Genomic DNA, 1,225 nt, shown 5'->3' with positions numbered 1-1,225 from the left:
CGTCGAACACCAACTGCCACAAGTCCTCGGGCGACCGCACACCACCGGGGTACCGGCAGGCCATCCCCACGATCGCGATCGGCTCGTCCGCCGCGGCCACGGTGACGACCGCAGCCTTGGACTGCTCCTGGACACCCAGGGTCTCGGCCAGCAGGAAGCGGGAGAGGGCGACGGGCGACGGGTAGTCGAAGACCATGGTCGCGGGAAGCCGCAGACCGGTCGCCGTGTCCAGCCGGTTGCGCAGCTCCACCGCGGTGAGCGAGTCGAAACCGGCTTCCTGGAAGGCGAGTTCTGTCTGGATCGCCTGAACCGAGGCGTGCCCGAGCACGGCGGCGACCTCGGTACGCACCAGCTCGAGCACCGCCTGCTCGCGTTCGGCCTCCGGCAGCCCGGCCAGCCGCTGTCCCAGTGATCCCTTCGGCGCGGTCCGGGCCGTACGCCGCGCGGTGCCGCGCACGGGGCCATGCAGCCCCCGCAGTACCAGGGGCGTTGTGCCCCTCATCGCGCCGAGGTCCAGTCGCAGCGGGGCGACGGCCGCCCGGTCCGAGGCCAGTGCCGCGTCGAACAGGCGCAGTCCCTCGTCGACGGCTATGGGCGCCAGGCCCGCCCGCTTCAGGCGGACGAGGTCCGCCTGGTTGAGCCGGTCGGCCATGCCGCTGCCCTGCTCCCACAGGCCCCACGCGAGTGAGGTCGCGGGCAGGCCCTGTGCGCGACGGGCTTCGGCGAAGGCGTCGAGGAAGGTGTTCGCCGCAGCGTAGTTGCCCTGGCCGGCGCTGCCCAGGATGCCGGAGACCGACGAGAAGATCGCGAACGCCGACAAGTCGCTCGTCAGCTCTTGCAGGTTCAGCACGGCATCCACCTTCGGGCGCAGCACCGCGTCCAGCCGCTCCGGGGTGAGCGCGGCGATCACGCCATCGTCGAGCACACCGGCCGTGTGCACCACAGCGGTCACGTGCGTCCCGGCGAGTGCGGCGGCTAGCGCGTCCCGGTCGGCCGCGTCGCAGGCCGCCCAGCGCACCTCGGCGCCCGACGCCGCGAGTTCGGCTTCCAGCCCGGCCGCGCCGGGGGCGGCCACGCCACGTCGGCTGAGCAGCAGCAGGCTGCGTACGCCGTGAGTGGAGACCAGGTGGCGGGCGACGAGTCCGCCGAGCGCCCCGGACGCGCCGGTCACCAGGACCGTGCCTTCTCCGAGGTCCGGCCTGCCCGCGACGGCCCCGGGCAGCTT

1 protein-coding gene is annotated in these 1,225 nt (G+C 73.5%); it reads right to left on the bottom strand.

Translation table 11 applies throughout. The annotated features are described in order from the left end of the window. Window positions 1-1,225 (bottom strand): type I polyketide synthase (locus ACH4UM_RS41810; protein ID WP_398191946.1); only part of this gene is annotated, 1,225 nt, incomplete at both ends.

The organism is Streptomyces sp. NPDC020801 (assembly GCF_044334385.1).
GTDB lineage: Bacteria > Actinomycetota > Actinomycetes > Streptomycetales > Streptomycetaceae > Streptomyces.
This window is presented reverse-complemented; position numbering and strand designations above follow the sequence as displayed.